The organism is Methylobacterium sp. E-046 (assembly GCF_022829625.1).
GTDB lineage: Bacteria > Pseudomonadota > Alphaproteobacteria > Rhizobiales > Beijerinckiaceae > Methylobacterium > Methylobacterium longum.
Genome location: NZ_JAKSYP010000029.1, coordinates 1 through 16,358 on the forward strand (window position 1 = coordinate 1; position 16,358 = coordinate 16,358).

Below are 16,358 nucleotides of genomic sequence, written 5' to 3' on the forward strand. Positions count from 1 at the left end.
GGCCAGGCGCAGGAGCTGAAGGGCGAGGCGCAGAAGACGGTCGGCGACGTCAAGGACGGCGCCAAGTCCCTGGCCGAGACCGTCACCGGACGGCGCTGAGCGCGCCCCCACGGCGCCGGCCGCGCCGGCGCTGCCCCGGCCTACCGGCCGGGCATGTTCCAACCCGACACAGGAGACCCTCATGAACCGCGACCAGATCCGTGGCGCATCCCGTCACCTCAAGGGCCGCGCGCAGACCACGCTCGGCGGGCTGTCCGGCGATCCGGGCCGGCAGCTGCGCGGAGCCGTCAACCAAGTGGCCGGCGGCGCCCAGTACGCCTATGGCCGTGCCCGTGACCGGGCCGAGGACCTCGCCGAGGACGGCCGCCATCTCGCCCACGAGGCGCGTGAGCGGGCCGACGACCTCATCGAGGACGGCCGTCACTACGCCGAGGAGGCCCGCCGCCGGGTACAGACCCACGGCCGGCGCGCCGTCCGCTACGCCGACACCAACCGCACCCCGACGCTGCTGGCCTTCGTCGGCGTCGCCTTCGTGCTGGGCTGGCTCGCCCGTCCCTCGCGCTGAGCGCACGCAACCCTGGAGAACCCCATGATCCGCAAGCTTCTCACCGCCTTCCTGCTGCCGAGGCTCATCGCCTTCGTCACGCGCCGCGTCACCGGCCGCGCGGCCACGCCGCCGCGCCGAGGCTACTGACCGCCAAGCCGACGCGGACCGGCTCGGCCATGCCGTCCAACCCCGAACGGGTGCTCGGCGGCGTCGGCTCGGCAGGTCCAGGCTCGGCAGGTCCAGGCTCGGCGATCTCGGCTCGGCGGATGTCGGCGGCCGGATCCCAGCGGGCCGGCCGAGCGCGTCGAGCCTTTCACCACGGGCGGCCACGGCGAAGCGGCGAACTCCTGGGTCAACCCGGGCGCCAGCAGGGCCATGCCGGAGGCGGGCCGGGCGCGTGCCATCGACCCGATGACCGTCGACCACCTCACGCGGCAGACCGGCGTGGATCGCTTCGAGATCCGCGCGCCTGCCGCGCGGGCTGCCCTCGGCCGCTACGCGACCGACGGACGCCGCTTCGCCTGACGGCCGGAGGCAGAGGCCACGCCCCCGGTCGGGCGCGCACCCAACGGGCGCCGGTCTCAGTCAGTCCCATCCACGGGGCCATGACGACGGGACGGGCTGTTCCGCCGCGCCACAGGGCCCGGCCGGTGCGGTCGCCGGGCCGGAAACGTCGGACCGGAGCGGCGTTGCCGCAGCGGCGCGCAGTGGTGCGGGACAACCCTCCGGCATCGGCAGTCTGGCCGCGAAAGGCACGCCCGGGGCCGGGTCAGGCGCTTCGGGTGTCCAGGTCCCCGGGATCGAGACGCCGCGCATCGTGCCGGGCGACAGCCTGTGGAGGATCAGCCGGCGCATCTCCGGCGAGGGCGAGCGCTACACTCTGATCTACGACGCCACCCAGGAGCAGATCCGCGATCCGGACCTCATCGATCCCGGGCAGGTCCTCGTGCTGCCCGGCACGGGATCCCCTGACCGGAAACCCTGACCGGACTCCCTGCCACAGCCCGGGAAACGACGCGCGGGGGATAGGATTGGCCCGCAACCCGTGCCGGTGGGACGCGCCGGTGGAATCCGGCAGGCCCAGCAGCGCCGGCCCCCCGGGCTCGTGCGACCGCGGTCTGAACGCGGGCAGGGTGGCGCCGCGCACCCGCGCGGCGCCACCCTGCGGTCAGTAGCCGACGTAGCCGCCGGCGCCCCGGGCGGGGCGCGCCGCGCCGTTGACGCTCGGGGCCGGAGCGGCCTGCTGGCGCTCGGCCTGCCGATTGGCCAGGGCACGGCCCGCCGCACAGCCTCCGACAGCGCCGAGAACGCCATGCCCGGCGTAATGACCGGCGATGCCGCCGACGATGGCGCCCTTGATGCAGCCCTTCGCTTCAGCCGCCTGACCGGCGGCCATCAGGGCACCCGCCGCCATGGCGGCCACTGCGACACGCGTCATCATGGTATTCATCCCTCCGCGGCATCGGAGCCGCGACAGCGATGTAATCAGCCCCTCACCCTTTGAAAGATGTCGCCGCGCAAATTTTAAAGAGAATACGCCCTTGAATTATGCGGACACACGACGTTGCGGTCAACTAATCGCGCAACATGCCCATGCGTCTGAACATGAATATTGCTTGAACGCCATCCGTCGACACCGCGAACGAAGATCGCCGTCTGCCTCGCGAGCCGAAGAGGGCGATGTTTGAGCGGGCGATGTCCGAGCGGGCGCGAGGGTCTCTGCCACACGGAACCCCAGGCCTCCACGCCGCACGGTCTCGATATCGGGCGGTCTCGCGGCCGACGGGTCGTCGGGACGACATACCTGCTCGCTCACCGGCCTCCGACAGACGAGCGGAGTGGGACGTCGGCGCCGGTCCGTCGTGGCCATGGCCTGACGGCCCAGCCGAGGCGCCGCCCCGGCGATGGCCGTCGTCCGGTCCCGGGCATCGGGGTGGCGGGAAGCGACGGCGAATCCGCCGGAATCCGGGGTGACGCGAACGGCCGCGTCGGGTATCTCTCCACGGCGGCCGCAAGAGCGCAGGGCCTGTAGCTCAATGGTTAGAGCCGACCGCTCATAACGGTCTGGTTGCAGGTTCGAGTCCTGCCGGGCCCACCATGGGCCTCGCGTTCGCGGCCCTCGCGACTCCGACGGCGTCGGACGGCCGCACCGGCACAGCCGTCGGCGCGGCCTCCATCGGAAGACGCCCTCGTCGGCAGAGGATCTTGCCACGAACCCTTAACGCCAGGTCCCGTAAGGTCGACGACCGAACAGGCGACCCCGTGCGGCAATGACTTCACAGCGCGAGATCAAGTCCCTGACCGGGATCCGCGGTGTCGCCGCCTGCTGCGTGGTCGCCTATCACTACCTCGCCCTGGGCGCCGGCTCCGGCGCGGCCGGCGCCGTCCTCAAGCACGGGTATCTGGCGGTCGACCTGTTCTTCGTGCTGAGCGGATACGTCATGGCCCTGACCTACGGTCAGGATTTCCGGGGGGGCTTCGAGGCTCCGACCTACGGGCGCTTCCTGGCGCGGCGTCTCGCGCGCGTCTACCCGCTCTACGCCGTCACGAGCGTGGCGTGCCTGATCCTCTACGCGGTGGATCGGGAATCCCGGGACCTGCTGCCGGAACCGTCCTGGCTGGCGGTGGGATCGAACCTCCTCCTGGTTCAGGCCTGGGGCATCGGCCACAGCATCAACGGACCCGGCTGGTCGATCAGCACGGAGTTCTTCGCCTACGTCCTGTTCCCCTGCCTCGTGTCGGTCCTGAGCTTCGGGGCCGCGCGCATCGCCGCCGTGCTCGCCGCTATCGGCGCGGTCGGGCTCTGCGCCCTCGCGGCCGTCCCCGACGCCGCCGCGCAGCAGACCGTCCGTTTCGGCCCCCTCGACCTCTACATGGGGGAGACCGCCTTTCCCCTCGTGCGCTGCGCGATCGAATTCTGCCTCGGGCTGCTCGCGTGGCGCCTCATGGCGGTTTCGCCCCTGCGCCGCGTCGCCGAACGCGGGTTCGTGGGCGATGCGCTGGCCGTCGCCGCGATCCTGCTCCTGACGCGGCCGGACGCGGACGTGATCCTGGTGCTGCTGTTCATCCCCCTGATCATGGCGCTCGCGGCCGGCAGGGGCGTCGCGGCCCGGATCCTGGGATCGCGCCCGCTCCACGGGCTCGGCATCCTGTCGTACTCGATCTACCTGGTCCACCGGCCGGTCCTGGATCACCTGAAGCCGCCGGTCCTGCGGATGCTCGAGGGCTGGCAGATCCCGCATCCCCACCTGCTCTCGGCCGTCATCCTGATCCCCTGCACCGTGCTGATCTCGGCGGCGACCTTCCGCCTGATCGAGAAGCCCGGCCGGCGGCTCGCCCACGGGATCCGGTTCGGGCGCCGCACCCTGGCGCCCGCGGCGGTCCCCGGGCCGCAGACCTGACCGGCCGCCGCTGAGGCCCCCGCCTGCGTGACCCACGCCGTCGCGGCGCTCCAGGGTGGCGCGGCGCGCGGCCGGCACCGCCTGTTGGAGCGGGCCGAGAACCGGTCCCTTGACCGTGGGTTGCCTCTGTAGATGCAGCGCACGGAGGGGTTGATTGCCCCGCTATTTCTTCGACATCAACGACGGACAGTTCCTGCCCGATACCGAGGGAACGGATTGCGCGGATTGCGATGCCGCCCGCCGGGAAGCGATGATCAGCCTGCCGGAGATCGCGCGCTGGATCATCCCCGGAGACGGCGACAACCAAGCCTTCACCGTGCTGGTCCGCGACGAGACCGGGACGGTCGTCTACACCGCCACTCTGACCTACGCGGGCCTGAGGCTCGACGGCGCGGCCGTCGCCGAGACCGGTCCGGTCCGGTAGCGGCCCTGGAGACCGCCCGCCGCGTGCCGTGAACGGGATCCGGCCGCCGGCGTTGCCCCCGTGCCGCCCCCCGAGAGGCGGCATGAGGAAACACGCGAGGGCACGCACATGAAGACATTGATTTCGATCGTGGCCGCCGGCCTCCTGGCGACGGGTTCCGCGGCGCTGGCCGCCGGGGAAACCGGCGCGGCCGGCGGCGATGCCCCGCGCGGTCCCCGCATGCAGGGCTCGCCGAACGCGGCCGGCTTCACCGGGAAGAGCGACACGACCGGCTCGGCCAAGACCGGTGCTCCGGGTTCGGAGATGCCGAAGCAGGATGGCCGGATGCAGGGACCGCCCAACGCGGCCGGCTTCCAGCAGGGCAACGGCGGAGCCGCGGGCGCCTCGGGCAGCCGCTGACCGCCACGGCGCGCCGCGGCCGCCTGCCGTGGCGCGATCGCGTCGACCGCGCGGGCGGCGAGCCCGCATCGGGGGAAGCCTGAGCGAAGCCCGGAGGAAGCCCGGAGGAAGCCGGTTGGCGTCCTCCGCCGGCCTCGCGTGAGGTCAGCGGGCAGCCGCGACGGCTGCGTCGGAGGAGGATCCATGAAGCACGGCGCGCGCAACGACATCCCCGCCACGGTGACGGCGATCAAGCGCGGGGATCTGATGGCCCAGGTCGAGGTGGAGCTGGTCGGCACCACCTACCGGATGGCCTCGGTGATGACGCTCGACTCGCTGCTGGAGTTGGGTCTCAAGGAAGGCGACACGGTCCACGTGCTCGCGAAGGCGGTGAACGTGCTGCTCGTGAAGCCGTAGCGGCGGCACAGGATTCGCACCGGCGGGGCCGCGAGGCCCGCCCTCCGCTGCGGCGGATCGGTCATCCAGCCGTCATCGGGCTGGCCTAGGGCGGCGCCTTCCGCCCTGGCCCCGATGCGACGACCGGATGCATTCACCCGATGGATTGGTTTGACCCGCCCGAAGACGACCACCTGTCACCGGACGTCACGGACAGCCGGATGCGCCTGTACATCGCCGCGGGCTTGATCGGCATCGGGGCGCTCGGGCTGTTCGGCGGCATGCTCCACCTGCTTCCGGCCTGACGGAAGCCGGCCCCGGAACATGCGGCGCGGCCTCAGGCGGCCTGGATGTCGTGCAGGAAGCCGTCGACCTCGCCCTTGACGGCCATCGCCTGCGCGGCGAGCGCGGCAGCGGCATCGCGCACCTGCGCGGCCGCCCCCCCGGTCTCCCCCGCGGCCGCCCGGACCCGGGCCACCGTGCCCGAGACGTCCTGCGTGCCCCTGGCCGCCTCCCCGGCGTTGCGCGAGATCTCGCCCGTGGCCGCCGTCTGCTCCACCACGGTCGCGGCGATCGCGCCGCTGATCTCGCTCACGCTCGCGATCGTGCGCGCGATCTGCGCCATCGCCTCCGCGGCCCGCGCCGTCGCCGCCTGGATCGCCGCGATCTGCCCGCCGATCTCGTCGGTGGCGCCGGCGGTCTGGTCCGCCAGCGCCTTCACCTCCGCGGCCACCACCGCGAAGCCGCGGCCGGCCTCGCCGGCCCGCGCCGCCTCGATGGTGGCGTTGAGGGCGAGGAGGTTGGTCTGCCCGGCGATGCCCGCGATGGTCGTCACCGCCGCGCCGATCTGCTCGGCCGCCCCGCGGAGGCTGGCCATGGCGGTGTTGGTCGCCTCGGCCTCCCGGGCGGCGTCGGCGGCGACCGCGTTGGCGCGCATCACCTGCCGCTCGATCTCCTGCAGCGACGACACCATCTCCTCGGCCGCCGCCGCCACCGTCCGGACGTTGGACGCGGTCTGCTCGGCCGCCGCGCTGGAGGCCACCGCCTGGCTGTTGGTGTCGTCGGCCACCCGGGTCATGGAGCGGGCGGTGGCGTCGAGTTCGGTGGCCGCCGCGGTCACGATGTCCAGGGAGCCGGCGACCGTGTGCTGGAAGGCGTGGACGAGCTGGTCGATCCGCGCGGCCCGGTGCCGGCGGGCCTCCTGCTCGGCCGCCTGGGCGGCCTCCAGCTCGGCCCGGGCGCGGGCGTTCTGGCGGAACACGTCCACGGCCCTGGCCATGGCGCCCATCTCGCCGGCGGCGTCCTGCGAGGGCACCGCCACGGCGGTGTCGCCGGCCGCGAGACGGCCCATCGCGGCGATCATGCCGGCGATCGGCCCGATGATGCTGCCGGCGATCAGCACCGCCAGCACACCGCCCAGGACCAGCGTCAGGACGACGAGGGTGATCTGGATCCAGCGCGCGCGCGCCACGGTCGTCTCGACCGCGCGGGCGTTGTCCGCGACCGCGCGGTTGATCATGTCGCGTGCCGCGAGGCTGCGCTCATCGATCGCGCGCGCCAGCGGCTTGATGCCGGTCTCGAATGCGGCCTTCAGCTCGTCCAGGGCGCGCGCCGTCGCCCGGAAGTTGCTGCCGTAGGCGGCCAGGCTCTGCGTGACGGCCCGGGCCGGGGTCGCGAAGGCGGCACTCCCGTCCCCCTCCGTGAAGGCCTTGAGGGCGGATTCCGCCTTCTCGACGCTCTTGGCGAACGTGGCCGGACCGTTCGGATCGAGCGTCGCCAGGAAGCGCCAGTTGGCGACGCGGACCAGCAGCATGGCGGCCTCGACCGTCTGGGCCGACCCGAACAGCGCCCCGCCCTGCGCCCCGCCCGGGGCCCCTCCGGCCTGGGCGCGCACCGCGGCCACCAGGGTATTGGTGGCGCCGGTCAGCTCGTCGCCGCCCGCAAACAGCTGCTGCTTGGCGTGGATCAGGGAGGTGCCCGCGGCCCTGAGGCGTTCCAGCTCCGGCTTCAGGCTCCGGGCGGCGTCGCGGATTTCCTCGTATACCCGGCGCCGCTCATCCACGAACGCCAGATCGATGAGCGTGGCGCCGGTCTCCTCGATCTCGCGTCGCGTCCGCTCCAGGTCGGCGATCCGTTCCGGCATCGGGGCGAGCCGGTACTGCTCGGCCTGACCCGTCAGACGCGAGGCGAGGTTGCCGACCGAGAAGATCGTCCGCGCGATCAGCTCCAGGCGGCCGCGGAGGGCGTATTGTTCGTCGATCACCGCCTGCTGGTGGATCGAATATCCGCCGATGCCGGCGGCCAGCAGAACAAGCAGAGCAAAACCTATATATAACCTCCAGCGGATGCCGAATTTCATGACAACAGTTCCGTCGCGGGTCGGTTACGATCTGAATGACCCGTCATAGAGTTCACGGTCGAATCCTGTCAATCCTATTGAATACATATGATCATTTTACATCTTACAGTTATGTGCCGCGCGATGGAGAAGCTTCACCATTAGGACGATCAGGTATTTCGATTACAATATTTCGTCGATACAGCCACGTTACCGACCGCATCTTCGGCGCGTGCGCGTCCGCGACCGAGCTCATGCGCCACGGACATGCCCGCCTATAGGGTCAGGATCCTGCGACCGTTCGGGGGATTCGGCTCGGCCGGTCGGGCCGAACCGCCCGTACAGAGCCGGCAGCACCACCAGGGTCAGCAGGGTCGCGCTGATCAGCCCGCCGATCACCACGGTGGCCAGCGGCCGCTGCACCTCCGCCCCCGTCCCGGTGGCGAGCGCCATCGGCACGAAGCCCAGCGAGGCGACGAGGGCGGTCATCGCCACCGGCCGCAGCCGGGTGAGGGCCCCCTCTTGGATCGCCGCCCGCAGGGGCCGGCCGTCGGCGACGCGCTGCTTGATGAGGGTCAGCATCACGAGGCCGTTGAGCACCGCCACGCCCGAGAGGGCGATGAACCCGACCGCGGCCGGCACCGAGAGCGGCATCCCCCGCAGCCACAGGGCCGCGATGCCGCCGGTGAGCGCCAGGGGCACGGCGCTGAACACCAGGAGCGCGTCCCGCGCGCCCCCCAGCGCCGAGGTGAGCAGCAGGAAGATCAGGAAGAAGCACACCGGCACCACCACGGTCAGGCGTGCCTGGGCCGAGGCGAGGTTCTCGAACTGGCCGCCCCAGGTCACGGAGGAGCCCGCCGGCAGGGCCACCTGCGCGGCGACCTGTGCTTGCGCCTCCGCCACCAGCGAGCCGATGTCGCGTCCGCGGACGTTGGCGGTGACCACGACCCGGCGCCGGCCGTTCTCGCGGCTGATCTGGTTCGGTCCCTCGCTGACCGAGAACTGCGCCACCTGCCGCAGAAGCACGGAGGCGGCCCGGCCGTTCGCCCCCGGGGGGAGGGGCACGGGCAGGTTCTCCAGCGCCTCCCGGTCCTCGCGGACCTGATCGGTCAGGCGCACGATGATCGGCACGCGCCGGTCGCCCTCGAACACGAATCCGGCATCCCGGCCGCCCATGGCGGCGCCGATGACGTCCTGGATCGCCCCGGTGCTGAGGCCCAGCCGCGCCGCCTCGGTCCGGTCGATCCGGATCTCGAAGACCGGCAGGCCGGCGATCTGCTCGACCTTCACGTCGTCGGCGCCCTCGATCCCGCGCAGGATCGCGGCGATCCTGTTGGCGGTCTCCAGCATCGGCTCGAAGGCGTCGCCGAACACCTTCACGGCGAGGTCGCCCCGGGTCCCGGCGAGCAGCTCGTTGAAGCGCAGCTGGATCGGCTGGGAGAACTCGTAGACGTTGCCGGCGAGCTCGTTTAGGGCCGCCTCGATCCGCTCCTGCAGCGCGGCCTTCGACAGGGCCGGGTCGGGCCAGTCCGCCTGCGGCTTGAGCATCACGAAGGTGTCGGACGAGTTCGGCGGCATCGGGTCGGTGGCGACCTCGGCGGTGCCGGTCTTCGAGAACACGTAGGCGACCTGCGGGAACGTCGCGATCGTCCGCTCGACCGTGAGCTGCATCGCCTGCGACTGGGTGAGGGACGTGGAGGGGATCCGGGTGGCGTTCAGCGCGATGCTCTTCTCGTCGAGGAGCGGGATGAACTCGGTCCCGAGCCGGGCGGCGAGCAGGCCCGCGCCCGCGAGGAGGAGCAGCGCCGCCCCGACGAACGGGGCGGGCGCGCGGATCGCGGCGGCGAGGACCGGCCGGTAGAGCGCCGTCAGGCTGCGCATCAGCGGGTTCTCCGCCTCGGCGACCCGGCCGGTCAGCGCGATGGCGATCAGGGCCGGCACGAAGGTCAGCGACAGCACGAAGGCCGCCGCCAGGGCGAGGATGACGGTCGCCGCCATGGGCTGGAACATCTTGCCCTCGACCCCCGTGAAGGTCAGGAGCGGGACGTAGACCAGGATGATGATCGCCTGCCCGTAGAGCGACGGCTTGATCATCTCCTCGGCCGACGCCCGCACCGTCTCCAGGCGCTCCTCCAGGTCGAGCGCCCGCCCGATCGCGCGCTGCCGCTCGGCGAGGTGGCGCAGCGCGTTCTCGGTGACGATCACCGCCCCGTCGACGATGAGCCCGAAATCGAGGGCCCCCAGGCTCATCAGGTTGGCCGAGATCTTTCCCTCGACCATGCCGGTCACCGTCATCAGCATGGCGACCGGGATCACCAGCGCGGCGATGAGCGCCGCCCGGATGTTGCCGAGCAGCAGGAACAGGACGACGATGACGAGGGCCGCCCCCTCCGCGAGGTTCCTGGCCACCGTCCGGATCGTGGCCTCGACCAGCTGCCGCCGGTCGAGAAGGGTCTGGACGACGATGCCGGGGGGCAGGGCGCGCCGGATCTGGTCCAGGCGGGCGTCGACGGCGGCCGCGACGGTGCGGCTGTTCTCGCCGATCCGCATCAGGGCGGTGCCGATCACGGTCTCCCGCCCGTTCTCGCTGGCCGATCCGGTGCGCAGGTCGCGCCCGATCCGCACCGTGGCGACGTCGCGGATCCGCACCGGCACGCCGCCGCGGCTGGTGACAACCACGTCGGCGATCGCCTCCGGATCCTCCAGGCGCCCGGCCGCCCGCACCACGTAGCTCTCGCCGTTGTCCTCCAGGTAGCGGGCGCCCTGGTTGGCGTTGTTGGCCTGGAGCGCCCGGGCGACGTCCGCGAAGGAGAGGTCGAGGGCGGTGAGCTTCGTCGGGTCGGGCTGGACGTGGTACTGCTTCTCGAACCCGCCGATCCCGTCGACCCCCGCGATCCCCGGCACCGCCTTGATCTGCGGCCGGATGATCCAGTCCTGGACCGTGCGCAGGTAGGCGACCTGCTCCAGCTCGGTGCGGAGGTCCTGCCCCTCCGGGGTGCGGTAGCGCCCGTCCGGCTGCCAGCCCGGCTTTCCCGCCGGCACGGTCGTGCGCTCACCCGGCGGCGCGTACTGCACCGACCACATCGTCACCTCGCCGAGCCCCGTGGAGATCGGCCCCATCCGCGGCTCGACGCCCGGCGGCAGATCCTCCCGCACCTGGGCGAGGCGCTCGGCGACCTGCTGGCGGGCGAAGTAGATGTCGAGTTCCTCGGCGAAGACCGCGGTGACCTGCGAGAAGCCGTTGCGCGACAGCGAGCGCGTGTATTCGAGGCCCTTGATGCCGGCGAGGGCCGTCTCCACCGGGTAGGTGACCTGCCGCTCGACGTCGACCGGCGACAGGGCCGGGGCCAGGGTGTTGATCTGCACCTGGTTGTTGGTGATGTCGGGCACGGCGTCGATGGGCAGCCGCGTCAGCGCGACGGCGCCGAAGCAAGCCGCCAGCAGCACGAGGAGCAGCACCAGCCAGCGCTGGCGGACCGCGACGGCGAGGATGTGGCGGATCATCGGCCCGGCTCCTCAATGGTCGTGGCCGGCATCGGCCTTGCCGAGCTCGGCCTTCAGCAGGAAGGTGTTGCCGACCGCGATCTCGGCGCCGGGCTCGAGCCCGGCGGTGACCTCGTAGGCCTCGTCGTCGGAGCGGCCCAGGTCGACGGCGCGCTTCTCGAAGCTGTCGGCCGTGCGCACGAAGACCACGCTCCGGCCCGCGATCGTCTGGACGGCCGCCTTGGGGATCCGGACCGGGACCGCGTCCTGCGCGATGTCGACCTCGGCGGTGACGAAGGTGCCGGGCCGCCAGGCGAAATCGGGGTTCGGCAGGGCCACCACCACCCGGGCCGAGCGGGTGTCGGGGTTGAGGAAGGGGCTCACGAAGATCACGCGGCCCTCCGCACGACGATCCGCCTCGCCCGCCCGGCCCGGCGTCACCGTGACCCGGGCACCCTCGCGCACCTGGGCGAGATCGAGGGTCGGCACCGAGAGCTCGATCCAGACCGTGGAGAGGTCCGCCACCGTGTAGAGGTCGGCCGGGTCGCCCTCCTTGCCGACCGCAGTGCCGACATCGACCCGCCGCTCGACGATCCGGCCGGCGAGGGGCGCCCGCAGGGGGTAGCGGCGCAGGCTCGACTGGGTCGGCGTGGCCTCGTCGCGCTTCTGGGCGGCCGCCACCTCGGCGGCGTCGAGGCCCAGGGCCGACAGTTTCTGGCGGGCGAGGTCGACGCGCAGCCGGTTCTCCAGGTAGGCGGCGCGGGCGTTCTCGAAGGCGGCCTCCGAGGCGCTGCGCGAGGCGAGCAGCTTCTGCTGCCGCTCGAAGTTGATCGTCTGCAGCTCGGCCTGGACCTGGGCGGTGAGGTACTCGCTCTTGGCGTCGGCGACCTCGCGGCTGTCGAGGACGGCGACGATCTCGTCCTTCTGCACGGCGTCGCCGAGGCGCTTGCGCATCTCCGCGACGGTCCCGACCACCCGGGACGGGACGCGGGCGATCCGGTCGGTGTCGGGGGTGATGGTGCCGGGCACGAGGAGGTGGCGCGCCAGGGTGCCGCCCGCCACCGTCCGGGTGACGATGCCCTGGCCCGTCACCTGATCGCGCCGCATCCGGATCGTGCCCGGATCGTGGGCTCCGTCGCCGCCGTGGGCGTGGTCCGCGTGCGGAGCCTCGGGCCGATCCGGGGCGTGAGCGTGGTCCCGTTCCTGATCGTGGCCGCCGCCGGCCGGGGAGGGGGCGAGCCCGGCGGACGCGAGAGTCCGCCGGAGGTGATCGGGCAGGGCGGGGACGGCGGCGCCGGGGGCGATGCTGGCGGCCAGCAAGGCCGCCGCGAGGGTCGCGGCAGGGGTCGCGGCAAGGGTCGCAACAAGGGTTACGGACAGGGGGATGCGCATGGGAAAGCCGCTCGGCCGGGACGGCGGGCCGCCGCGCGGCGGCTCCGGAGGGTCCCGTTCAGGTGTCGCGTGAGGGCGAACCCGGAGCCGCTTCGGCGTCCGGGCGGACACCGCCCGCGGGCGGCGTCAGCTCACGCGCGCGGGGGCCGCGGCAGACGGTCGGGGATCACGGAGGGGCGGCCCTGGACGAGGGCCGCCGGCAGGGGCCGGCCGGGGAGGGGCGGGGGAGCGACGTCGGCCGCCTCCAGGCGCGCGGCCTGATGGCAGCCGCAATGGAGGTGCGCGCCCAGACCGGGGTCGACATCCGCGGGCGCGGCCGGGGCGTCGAGGACCAGACCCGCGGTCCGGCCGTGATGCCCGCCCGCGTGGAAGGCGAGATCCGCCGCGAGACCAATTCCCGGCGCGGCGACCGTCAGGGCCAGGACGAGCGCGAGCGTGCGGGCGGCGAGCGCCCACCAGCCGCACGCCCGGGCAGCGCGCCTATGCCGAACCCCGCATGTCATCGCCGGTCTTATGGGCGATGCGGGGCCGCCGAGACAAGTGTCGCCGCCCATCCCGGTCAGGCCGCCAGACGGAGCACCCAGTCGTAGAAATCGGTCCAGGTCTCCGTCCGCGGCGGCGGATCCGCGACCGCCGGAGCCGCGACGGCCGCCGACCGTTCCCGGACGTCCCGGGGAGCGCAGCCGAACTCGGCCCGGAAGGCCTGGGCGAAATGGGCGGCGCTCTCGAACCCGCAGCGATAGGCCACCTCGGAGATGCGGACGAAGCGCCCGTCATCCGCGGCGAGTTCCCGGTAGGCGCGGCCGAGCCGGCGCTGCCGGATATAGCCCGACACACCGCCGAGCGGCGCGAACAGCCGGTAGAGGGCGCTGCGCGAGACGCCGAAACGCCCCAGGAGGCTCTCGGCATTGAGATCCGGGGAGGCCAGCTCGCCCTCGATGTAGCGGCGCATGGCCAGGAGGAGCGGCGCGCTCTCCGGCGCCGCGCCGGCCCGCGCGGCGTCGGAGCGGCCCGGGATCGCCGCGCCGAGCAGCACCGCCGTGGCCCGCGCGGCCGCCTCGGCCTCCCCCTCCGAGAACCCGGTCGCGTGCGCGGCCAGCGCACGCAGATGGGTGTTCAGCATCCCGCCGAAGGGCGTCTCCCCCCGGATCACCGCCCCGTGCAGGGCGTCGAGGGCGCCCCGGTCGGCACCGAAGAGCCGCCGCGGCAGCACCACCGTGAGGGCCTCGTAGTCCGTGCTGCTGGCGGAGAGCGGGCGCGAGAGGTCGAACAGGCAGATGTCGCCCGGGGCGCAGTCCCGCTCATCGCCGCCGGTGGCGATCCGGGCGCGCCCGGAGAGGCGCACATGCGCGAGGATGTGATCCACCCCCATGCGGGCCACGAGGGCGCGATCGCGGGCGAAGCGCAGGCCGGACGCGCCCGCCCGGCAGAGGATCGCGTTGCCGAGGTGGCGGACCTGGGATTGCGCGCGGAACGCGCCGACATCCTCCTTGCGCACCGTGAAGGTCCAGAAGGGCGCGACCGCGTCCCGCCAAGCCGCAGCCTGATCAAGGCCTGGACTCTCGCTCCTGAGTTGCAAGACAGAATTCGAACGCATCACCCGTGTCCTGCCCCCACGATGCACAATGCTCGCGGAGGTCGCCTGACTACGATGATTCCGGTTTCTTTGAAAAGAGCGCCGCAAAGAGCGTCCGGATCCATACGGAGGGCCGCCGCCGGATCGGAGATCCGGCCGCTCGGGCATGCCCCCGGCATCCGCGCGCCCGCGGCGTCCGGCCTCGCGCGCGGCGGCGCGAGGGGCATCAGGCGTTGGCATCGGGGAGGGGCATCGGGGAGGGGCATCGGGGAGGGAGCGCGACCGGGAGCACCGCCCCGCGTGACCACGGCGCGTGTGACGCCGGCCACGATCCTCGGGCCCGTCAGGACGGCGGCCGCGTCGGGCGGCGCGCGGCAGGATCCGTTCGCCGCGACTCTGTCGACCGGGAACAGCGGGTCCGCCCGCAAGCTTGTCGGAAGATCGAATCGGTGCGCGACGCGCGGCCGGCGCCGCACAGGATGGCGCACGCGGCCGGCCCTCGCGGCCGCACCGGCAGCCCGGACCCTCCGCGCGCCGGCAACCCTCATGCGCGGAGCCGGGGGCCCGAGGCGCCCCGATCCCGTCGACGACGCAACCCCGGAGACCACCATGACCAAACTGTTCATCGCCCAGGTGCGCCGGACGGGCGGCTCCGGGCCGCTCGTCACGGTCAGGGCCGAGGCCGAGGGCGAGGCCCGGCTGTTCCTCGCCGCCGCCTACCCCGACGCCGAGATCACCGGCCTCGCCGAGCCCAGCGACTGGACGAGCGATGCCGATACCGGGACGCGGACCGGCGACATCCGCGAGCATCCCGGCGTGTCCTGGCAGCCGCCGTCCAGCCTCGCCGACTGAGGACGGCCCTTGCTCGGCCCCGGAAATCGCCCGGTTCACGACAAATGGAGCGGTGGAATTTACGCGCCGTCAGCGGGCGGCGCCGAGGCTGCGGCATGACCTCCGGCGATCCGACACCGCGGCTCTTCGCGGCCGCCGCCTCCCTCACCGGGACCGGAATCCTGATGAGCCGCCCGGATCCGTCCCTCGAGGGGATCCTGATCGGCCTGCTCTGCCTCGGGCTCTGGGCCCTGGGGACCCTCGCGGCGTGGCCCTCCCGCACCGTCCGGCCGGCCCGTTCGACCCGGCCGCGGGTGCTGGAGGCCGTCATCCTCGAGGCGCCCCGGTTCGACACGCGCCGGTTCGACACGCGCCCGGCCCTGCCGGTGCTGCTGCCGGCCCCGCGGCCGGCACCCCGCGCGATGGTGCAGGCCGGCGCCCCCCGGCGGCCCGAAGTGCCGACGCACCGGCAACGGGTCATCGAGGGCCACACGCGCAACCGCCGGTAGGTCGAAGCCGCGGCAGAGCCGGCCGGATCGGGCCCGCGCGCCAGCACCCGCCGGGCGCCCGTCGCGAGCTTCTGCCGCAGCATCGATGCGCCCTGTCCGGGGTTTGCCCACAGCCAACCCAGGAGACAGCATGGCGGACAAGGCTGACGTGACGACCTACACGGTGAAGCAGGCGCTGGCCGCGAAGGTCGAGGATCACATCGAGATCGCGGTCGAGACGGAGGACGGTACCACGCTGAAGCTCAAGGCGACCGCCGACCAGCTGGACGCCTTGGTGGGCGATCTGGAGACCATCCTGGACGCCGACGACGCGGAGGGCGAGGCGGCCTGAACCGCCCGGCGACGGGATCCGGCCTGCGCCTCGGCGCCGGCCGGAGGAACGGGAGCGGCGCCCGATCGAGGCTCGATCGGGCGCCGTCGCGTTTGCGCAGGGCGGCCGCGGCGTCCGGTGCGGACCAAACCGGGCTCCCGCGCGGTTGCCCGTGGGCGTGGGCCGTCCGCGCATCCGTCCCGGAGTATCCATGGCTTCCGAGCCGAGCGCCGCCCCACGACAGCCGGCGCAGGTGCCGCCACCCCTCGTGCCCGGCCTGCGCGGCCTCCTGACCCTCGCGGTCGGGGTCGTCCTCGTGGCGGCCCTCTACCTCGGGCGCGAGGTGTTCATCCCCCTCGTGCTGGCGGTGCTGCTGAGCTTCGTCCTGGCTCCGGTCGTCAACCTGCTGCGCCGGCTGCGCCTCGGGCGCATCCCCTCGGTGATCGTCGCGGTCCTGCTCGCCCTCGGGGTGATCGGCGGCATCGGCGCGGTCATCGGCACGCAGGTGGCGGGGCTGGCCGGCAACCTGCCGCAATATCAGGCCACCGTGCAGAGGAAGGTCGCGGGGCTCCAGCAGGGCTGGCTCGGGGAGGCGAACCGGCTGCTGCAGCGCCTCAGTCACGACGTCACCGCCGCCACCCGGAAGGCCGACGCCGCCGGCACCGTCGCGGCGACCGCGCCGGGCGACGACACCCCCAAGGCGCAGCTCGTGCGGGTGCAGGAGCCCGAGCCCTCGCCGCTGGTGCTCGCCGAGAAGGTGCTGGGCCCGATCG

17 protein-coding genes, 1 tRNA gene and 2 pseudogenes are annotated in these 16,358 nt (G+C 73.0%); 14 read left to right on the forward strand and 6 right to left on the reverse strand.

The window, feature by feature from the left end; all coding sequences use genetic code 11:
• From MKK82_RS01140 to MKK82_RS01155, 4 genes and pseudogenes are all read left to right on the forward strand, one after another.
• A pseudogene (locus tag MKK82_RS01140) lies at window positions 1–99 on the forward strand (CsbD family protein); the annotation flags it as partial.
• Between the two features lie 82 nt (window positions 100–181).
• A complete protein-coding gene (locus tag MKK82_RS01145) occupies window positions 182–565 on the forward strand; it encodes a CsbD family protein (RefSeq protein ID WP_238293626.1) in 384 nt (127 codons plus the stop codon).
• 297 nt (window positions 566–862) lie between these two features.
• A pseudogene (locus tag MKK82_RS01150) lies at window positions 863–1,072 on the forward strand (YidB family protein); the annotation flags it as partial.
• A gap of 292 nt (window positions 1,073–1,364) precedes the next feature.
• Window positions 1,365–1,532: a LysM peptidoglycan-binding domain-containing protein gene (locus MKK82_RS01155; RefSeq protein WP_243984332.1), complete on the forward strand. Its 168-nt coding sequence runs from the start codon at window positions 1,365–1,367 to the stop codon at window positions 1,530–1,532.
• Between the two features lie 183 nt (window positions 1,533–1,715).
• Here the strand turns inward: MKK82_RS01155 and MKK82_RS01160 are convergent, their stop codons facing one another.
• Window positions 1,716–1,985: a hypothetical protein gene (locus tag MKK82_RS01160; RefSeq protein WP_243984348.1), complete on the reverse strand. Its 270-nt coding sequence runs from the start codon at window positions 1,983–1,985 to the stop codon at window positions 1,716–1,718.
• A gap of 584 nt (window positions 1,986–2,569) precedes the next feature.
• Here MKK82_RS01160 and MKK82_RS01165 point away from each other — a divergent pair.
• The 6 genes from MKK82_RS01165 to MKK82_RS01190 all read left to right on the forward strand — a co-directional run bounded on the left by MKK82_RS01165 (window position 2,570) and on the right by MKK82_RS01190 (window position 5,451).
• A tRNA-Ile gene (locus MKK82_RS01165) sits at window positions 2,570–2,645 on the forward strand.
• A gap of 172 nt (window positions 2,646–2,817) precedes the next feature.
• Window positions 2,818–3,948: an acyltransferase family protein gene (locus tag MKK82_RS01170; protein ID WP_243984333.1), complete on the forward strand. Its 1,131-nt coding sequence runs from the start codon at window positions 2,818–2,820 to the stop codon at window positions 3,946–3,948.
• Window positions 3,949–4,102: 154 nt separating this feature from the next.
• Window positions 4,103–4,372 carry a DUF6894 family protein gene (locus tag MKK82_RS01175; protein ID WP_238293620.1) on the forward strand — a complete coding sequence of 90 codons (270 nt, stop codon included), beginning with the start codon at window positions 4,103–4,105 and terminating at the stop codon, window positions 4,370–4,372.
• A 108-nt stretch (window positions 4,373–4,480) separates the two neighbouring features.
• Window positions 4,481–4,771, forward strand: a complete 291-nt coding sequence (locus MKK82_RS01180) for a hypothetical protein (protein WP_238293618.1) — start codon at window positions 4,481–4,483, stop codon at window positions 4,769–4,771.
• Between the two features lie 183 nt (window positions 4,772–4,954).
• Window positions 4,955–5,167, forward strand: coding sequence for a molybdopterin-binding protein (locus MKK82_RS01185; protein ID WP_238293616.1), 213 nt, complete (start codon window positions 4,955–4,957; stop codon window positions 5,165–5,167).
• A 140-nt stretch (window positions 5,168–5,307) separates the two neighbouring features.
• On the forward strand, window positions 5,308–5,451 hold the full coding sequence (locus MKK82_RS01190; protein WP_243984335.1) for a hypothetical protein: 144 nt from the start codon (window positions 5,308–5,310) through the stop codon (window positions 5,449–5,451).
• 32 nt (window positions 5,452–5,483) lie between these two features.
• Here the strand turns inward: MKK82_RS01190 and MKK82_RS01195 are convergent, their stop codons facing one another.
• From MKK82_RS01195 to MKK82_RS01215, 5 genes are all read right to left on the reverse strand, one after another.
• A complete protein-coding gene (locus MKK82_RS01195) occupies window positions 5,484–7,505 on the reverse strand; it encodes a methyl-accepting chemotaxis protein (protein WP_243984337.1) in 2,022 nt (673 codons plus the stop codon).
• A 231-nt stretch (window positions 7,506–7,736) separates the two neighbouring features.
• Window positions 7,737–10,988 (reverse strand): efflux RND transporter permease subunit, encoded by a 3,252-nt coding sequence (locus MKK82_RS01200; protein ID WP_243984338.1) that lies wholly within the window; start codon window positions 10,986–10,988, stop codon window positions 7,737–7,739.
• Between the two features lie 12 nt (window positions 10,989–11,000).
• Window positions 11,001–12,359: an efflux RND transporter periplasmic adaptor subunit gene (locus MKK82_RS01205; RefSeq protein ID WP_243984340.1), complete on the reverse strand. Its 1,359-nt coding sequence runs from the start codon at window positions 12,357–12,359 to the stop codon at window positions 11,001–11,003.
• A gap of 131 nt (window positions 12,360–12,490) precedes the next feature.
• The gene (locus tag MKK82_RS01210) at window positions 12,491–12,862 is read right to left on the reverse strand and encodes a hypothetical protein (protein ID WP_243984342.1); all 372 of its coding nucleotides are present in this window, start codon (window positions 12,860–12,862) and stop codon (window positions 12,491–12,493) included.
• A 56-nt stretch (window positions 12,863–12,918) separates the two neighbouring features.
• Window positions 12,919–13,956: a helix-turn-helix domain-containing protein gene (locus tag MKK82_RS01215; protein ID WP_238293606.1), complete on the reverse strand. Its 1,038-nt coding sequence runs from the start codon at window positions 13,954–13,956 to the stop codon at window positions 12,919–12,921.
• 588 nt (window positions 13,957–14,544) lie between these two features.
• On the opposite strand from MKK82_RS01215, the gene MKK82_RS01220 reads away from it, so the two are divergent.
• From MKK82_RS01220 to MKK82_RS01235, 4 genes are all read left to right on the forward strand, one after another.
• Window positions 14,545–14,787: a hypothetical protein gene (locus MKK82_RS01220; RefSeq protein ID WP_238293604.1), complete on the forward strand. Its 243-nt coding sequence runs from the start codon at window positions 14,545–14,547 to the stop codon at window positions 14,785–14,787.
• 95 nt (window positions 14,788–14,882) lie between these two features.
• Window positions 14,883–15,275: an energy transducer TonB gene (locus MKK82_RS01225; protein ID WP_243984344.1), complete on the forward strand. Its 393-nt coding sequence runs from the start codon at window positions 14,883–14,885 to the stop codon at window positions 15,273–15,275.
• Window positions 15,276–15,405: 130 nt separating this feature from the next.
• Window positions 15,406–15,606 carry a hypothetical protein gene (locus tag MKK82_RS01230; protein ID WP_238293600.1) on the forward strand — a complete coding sequence of 67 codons (201 nt, stop codon included), beginning with the start codon at window positions 15,406–15,408 and terminating at the stop codon, window positions 15,604–15,606.
• A gap of 190 nt (window positions 15,607–15,796) precedes the next feature.
• Window positions 15,797–16,358 (forward strand): AI-2E family transporter (locus MKK82_RS01235; protein WP_243984346.1); only part of this gene is annotated, 562 nt, incomplete at its 3' end.